This window comes from Peptoniphilus sp. DNF00840, assembly GCF_001553125.1.
Classification (GTDB): Bacteria; Bacillota; Clostridia; order Tissierellales; family Peptoniphilaceae; genus Peptoniphilus_A; species Peptoniphilus_A vaginalis.
Genome location: NZ_KQ960241.1, coordinates 1 through 4,577, shown reverse-complemented (window position 1 = coordinate 4,577; position 4,577 = coordinate 1). Strand labels below are relative to the sequence as shown.

Here is a 4,577-nt window from a genome sequence, read left to right as displayed (position 1 = left end):
GTGTCGCAATATTATTTGCAATTCATCAATTTAAAAAAATTTTTTATTGGACTTACTATAGTTTGTGCTTTAATTTTATTATTTTACTATTTTGCTTTTTTTGGAAGTCCTATTTCAAGACTTGTGGCGGAAAAGTCTGCTACTAAATATATTGAGAGTCACTACAAGGACTTGGACCTAAATCGTGACAGGGCCTATTATAATTTTAAGGACGGCTACTACACTGTAAGGCTTCGCAGCAAAACTAGTAAGGACACTGCATTTATGTTAGGCTTTGATTCTTTTGGCAAGTTAAAGCAAGATACTTACGATGATATTCTATTTAACACTGAGATCAGATTATCTGACGAGCTAAGAGAATATGGGTCTAAGCTCCAAGAGAAGTATAGTTTCCCTTATGAAATTTCTTTGACTACTCTTAATGATGATCTTGAAGGAAAACTCATTCTAGACCAAAAATTTGATTTTAATAATTTTAAGGAAGATTTAAATGCTCAGACCTTTGGTTATGTTAAAAAGCCAAGCTTTGAAGAGTGTTTTGATGCTCTTTGCGATTTGCAAAAAATTATGGATAAGACTTCTTTGAAGGTCACTAAATACTCTGTTATTTTAATTCCAGAAGAAAATAAAAAGCCTGATGGGGAAGCTGAGTCCTGGGCAGGCTCTATTAGCGTCAGTGATGTTCCTCAAGAAGTCTTGAGAAATAAAGATATAAAAGAATTTAAAAATATTTATGAAAAGTCAATAAGTGAAACTAAGGATTAAGAAAAACTCTCATTCTAAGATTTCCATTTTAGGATTTCTTAGGATGAGAGTTTCTTTTTGCCTTTAATTAAAAAATTTGATTTTTTATAAGTTTATAATTTTTTATAGACTTCTCTTGTGAAGTCTGTTTTTAATTTTCCAGATTTAATGTTATACAAGTCACTTGCCAAAATTTCCTTATCAAGCAGCTCTTTTGTGATGCCTGATGATGTGTCGTAAAAGGATTTAAAGGAATAAATTTTATTTTTATTTTTTGATTTTTTAAAAATTTCTAGACCTCTCTCGTCGCAAGCGAGGACTCTTGTGTAGGGCTCTTTCAAAGAATTTTTTATTAAGTCTTTTTTGATGTCTAAAAGGATTTCTATAATTAATCTCTTTATCCTAGACCTGCTGTGTCTTTTTGAGTGGACTTTTTCTATGAGGTCCTGAAAATTTTCTGCATCGAGATTTTCCAAAATTCTATTTTCAAGTCCTTCTTCATAATCAAAGTAGTCCTTAAAATTTATTTTTTCACTTAGCATCTTGTACTTGAAGATGTCAAAGTAATTTTCTAACTTGTTTTCCGCTACTAAGTCATAGCCTGGCAAGAAGTTTGAGGCATTTTCACCTTTATAGACTAGGTTTCTAATGTGTGATGCTGATGCAAAGTCATCAAGGGTAAAGTTATCGTGGTGGTTAACATTTTTTCTCTTTATTGAGTGAGGATCTATACTCGAATTTAATTTTGTAAGGCTTCTAAGATATTCGATGCCCAAGATGTTGTTGGGTCTTTTTAAAATTTCTTTTTCTTCATCACCTAAGAAGTCCATGGCAAGTTGGCGAGACCTTATAAAGGACTTGCCTTCTGATAAATATTTTTTTAACTTAGCTTCATCAAGGTTCTTGTCAATTTTATTTTGAAGACTTCTTAAGACGTCAAGGTCATCTTCACTGCCAAAGTAAAGTCGATCAATAATGCCCATGGAGTTTAAAATATTTATAGCTCCAAGAGCAAAAATTTCTGCATTAGAAGTTGCATAGGGAAGGGGGAGTTCTAGGACAAGACTTGCTCCATTGTCTATAGTCTGCCTTGCTCTTTCGTATTTATTAATAATTGCAGGCTCGCCCCTTTGGACAAAGTTGCCAGACATTATGACTACAATGAAGTCTGTGTAGTCCTCTTTTATTTTATTAATTTGATAGGCGTGTCCCTTGTGGAAGGGATTGTACTCGGCTATTATAGAAGCAATTTTCATATTTTTAAATCTCCAATTATTGACTAATGGCTACAACTGTTATAAACTAATTATTAGTTATTATACTATATTTAATAAATTTAAAAAACCGAGGAGGAAATATGAAGATATTAGTTATTAATTGCGGATCATCTTCCCTTAAATATCAACTTATTAATATGGAAACAGAAGAAGTGATGGCAAAGGGTTTAGTTGAAAGAATCGGAATTGAAGGTTCAAGAATTAAACACGAAACAATTGGTAAGGAAAAGAAAACTATTGAAACTCCAATGCAAGACCACAAGAGAGCTCTTGAACTTGTAATGGAATCCCTAACAAATGAAGAATACGGTGCAATCAAATCACTTGATGAAATTGATGCCGTAGGTCACAGAGTAGTACATGGTGGCGAAGACTTCGCTCAATCTGTAGTAATAGACGAAAAAGTCCTAAAGGGAATTGAAGATAATGTTGAAATAGCTCCTCTTCACAACCCACCAAACATTATGGGAATCAAGGCTTGTCAAAGACTTCTTCCTAATGTTAAACAAGTTGCAGTTTTTGATACAGCTTTCCACCAAACTATGCCAGAAGCAAGCTACATCTATGCACTTCCATATGAATATTACGAAAAATATAAAATTAGAAGATTTGGCTTCCACGGAACTTCTCACAAATACATCACTAAGAGGGCAGCAGAATTACTTGGCAAGGATGTAAATGAAGTTAACCTAATCACTTGCCACCTTGGCAATGGTTCAAGTATCTGTGCAGTTGAAAAGGGTAAATCTATTGATACATCAATGGGCTTCACACCACTTGAAGGACTTGCAATGGGTACAAGATGTGGTGACTTAGATCCTGCTATTCTTCCATTCATTATGGAAAAAGAAAATCTTTCTACTGAAGAAATCAAAACTCTAATTAACAAAAAATCAGGTGTACTAGGAATTTCTGGAGTATCAAGTGACTTTAGAGATATTGAAGAAGCTAGAGACCAAGGAAACAAGAGAGCAAAACTTGCACTTGATATCTTTGAAAAGAGAGTTCGTGGTTACGTTGGTTCTTATATGACTGAACTTGACCATGTTGATGCAATTGTATTTACAGCTGGCGTTGGTGAAAACTCTATTGAAATGAGAGAATCAATTTGTGCTGGATTGAAATCTCTAGGCATCAAAATTGACCCTGAAAGAAACAATGTAAGAGGAGAAGACAAACTTATTTCTTCTGACGATTCTTCAATCAAAGTTTTTGTTATCCCAACTAACGAAGAGCTTATGATTGCAAGAGATACAAAGGAACTTGTTTAAGTTTAATTTTCAATATAGTATTGACAGACTAAATTTTAAAAGTTATAATGATTTGTATGTATTTTTGAGGTGAGTAAATGAAATTAGATCTTAGTACTTTTTTGTCATCTGATGAAGTCAGATTAGACTTTGAGGGTATTCTAGAGGAAAATGACACGGATTTGAATTTAGAGGATCTCAATCTCATCTATCCCGTAGAGTACAATGGATATATTCATGATTTGACAGGGGAGTTAGAACTTTGTCTCAATATTTCCTACAAATTTAAGGCTAACTGTGACCGATGTCTCAAAGAATTTGTAAATGAAAAGGAGACAAGTTACATTGCTTACAATTTTAAAGACCCAAGTCTATATGATGAAAATTCTGTAGACGAATACTTTAAAGTTAAAAATGATTCCATAAATCTTTCGGAAATTATTTTTTCACAAATACTTACTTCCATTAATGGAAAGAATTTGTGTAGCCAAGATTGCAAGGGATTGTGTCCACATTGTGGCAAGAACTTGAATGATGGCCCTTGTGATTGTGTGGAAGAAGAAATTGAAGAAGAAGTTGTGGACCCAAGATTTGGGAAGTTATTAGATTTATTTAAAGATGAGGAGGTGTAGAAATGGCCGTACCTAAGAGAAAAACTTCAAAACAAAGAAAGAACAAGAGAAGAGCATCTTCTTACAGATTAAATAAAGCAACAGTAGTTGAATGTCCTAACTGCCATGAAATGAAATTACCTCATAGAGTTTGTCCTTCTTGTGGACACTATGCAGGCAAAGAAATTGTTACAGAAGCAGAATAATAAAGTGAGACTTAGGTCTCGCTTTTTTTATTTGCCTTTTGAATTTGAATTTTTAAAATTTTATATGCAAAAAATTAGAGAGGTTTCGCCACCTCTCTTTTTGTTTTAATTATCAAATTTTTTAAGTAAACCTAGGATCCTAGCAAGTAGGTAAATTTTTATAAATTCTAGTCCTAAGTTTAGGATCAAATGAATTCCAATTCTTGTAACTTCTGTATATTTTTCCATAAGCTCACCTCTTCTTGCTTATTTCTTTAAGCTTATTTAATATCAAAATAAGAAAAATTATTTCTACAATGCTTGTTATGTAGTTGGGTTGTAAAAATGTTAAAAATTTTATTGTTTGTGGACTCATAAGCTCCTCCTTTAGATTCCTAAAGTTATTCTTATTTACAGTTTACTACTTTAGCAAAAAAAATCAAATTTAAATTATAGTAAATGTGATAAAAATCACATTCAGATTGTAGACAAACCCAGGAATAATTCCTG

General features: G+C 32.7%; 7 protein-coding genes. 4 read left to right on the top strand and 3 right to left on the bottom strand.

Annotated elements, in window-relative coordinates:
* A partial coding sequence (locus tag HMPREF1864_RS07090) for a YfjL-like protein (RefSeq protein WP_369817839.1) occupies nt 1-765 on the top strand: 765 nt, incomplete at its 5' end.
* A gap of 92 nt (nt 766-857) precedes the next feature.
* On the opposite strand, the gene HMPREF1864_RS07085 is transcribed toward HMPREF1864_RS07090, so the two are convergent.
* Nucleotides 858-2,000, bottom strand: a complete 1,143-nt coding sequence (locus tag HMPREF1864_RS07085; RefSeq protein ID WP_062572102.1) for a tRNA(Met) cytidine acetate ligase — start codon at nt 1,998-2,000, stop codon at nt 858-860.
* A gap of 101 nt (nt 2,001-2,101) precedes the next feature.
* On the opposite strand from HMPREF1864_RS07085, the gene HMPREF1864_RS07080 reads away from it, so the two are divergent.
* The 3 genes from HMPREF1864_RS07080 to rpmF all read left to right on the top strand — a co-directional run bounded on the left by HMPREF1864_RS07080 (nt 2,102) and on the right by rpmF (nt 4,088).
* Nucleotides 2,102-3,292, top strand: a complete 1,191-nt coding sequence (locus HMPREF1864_RS07080) for an acetate kinase (RefSeq protein WP_062572101.1) — start codon at nt 2,102-2,104, stop codon at nt 3,290-3,292.
* 77 nt (nt 3,293-3,369) lie between these two features.
* The gene (locus HMPREF1864_RS07075) at nt 3,370-3,903 is read left to right on the top strand and encodes a YceD family protein (RefSeq protein ID WP_062572100.1); all 534 of its coding nucleotides are present in this window, start codon (nt 3,370-3,372) and stop codon (nt 3,901-3,903) included.
* A 2-nt stretch (nt 3,904-3,905) separates the two neighbouring features.
* Nucleotides 3,906-4,088, top strand: coding sequence for a 50S ribosomal protein L32 (gene rpmF / locus HMPREF1864_RS07070; RefSeq protein WP_005957570.1), 183 nt, complete (start codon nt 3,906-3,908; stop codon nt 4,086-4,088).
* Between the two features lie 105 nt (nt 4,089-4,193).
* Here the strand turns inward: rpmF and HMPREF1864_RS08765 are convergent, their stop codons facing one another.
* The gene (locus HMPREF1864_RS08765) at nt 4,194-4,316 is read right to left on the bottom strand and encodes a hypothetical protein (RefSeq protein WP_255353775.1); all 123 of its coding nucleotides are present in this window, start codon (nt 4,314-4,316) and stop codon (nt 4,194-4,196) included.
* 4 nt (nt 4,317-4,320) lie between these two features.
* Nucleotides 4,321-4,443: a hypothetical protein gene (locus HMPREF1864_RS08760; protein ID WP_255353774.1), complete on the bottom strand. Its 123-nt coding sequence runs from the start codon at nt 4,441-4,443 to the stop codon at nt 4,321-4,323.
* Between the last annotated feature and the right edge of the window lie 134 nt (nt 4,444-4,577).

What these genes read in the sequence shown, in the direction of transcription:
- HMPREF1864_RS07085 (WP_062572102.1), bottom strand. Translation starts at nt 2,000, where the DNA reads ATGAAAATTGCTTCTATAATAGCCGAGTACAATCCCTTCCACAAGGGA.
- HMPREF1864_RS07080 (WP_062572101.1), top strand. Translation starts at nt 2,102, where the DNA reads ATGAAGATATTAGTTATTAATTGCGGATCATCTTCCCTTAAATATCAA.
- HMPREF1864_RS07075 (WP_062572100.1), top strand. Translation starts at nt 3,370, where the DNA reads ATGAAATTAGATCTTAGTACTTTTTTGTCATCTGATGAAGTCAGATTA.
- rpmF (WP_005957570.1), top strand. Translation starts at nt 3,906, where the DNA reads ATGGCCGTACCTAAGAGAAAAACTTCAAAACAAAGAAAGAACAAGAGA.
- HMPREF1864_RS08765 (WP_255353775.1), bottom strand. Translation starts at nt 4,316, where the DNA reads ATGGAAAAATATACAGAAGTTACAAGAATTGGAATTCATTTGATCCTA.
- HMPREF1864_RS08760 (WP_255353774.1), bottom strand. Translation starts at nt 4,443, where the DNA reads ATGAGTCCACAAACAATAAAATTTTTAACATTTTTACAACCCAACTAC.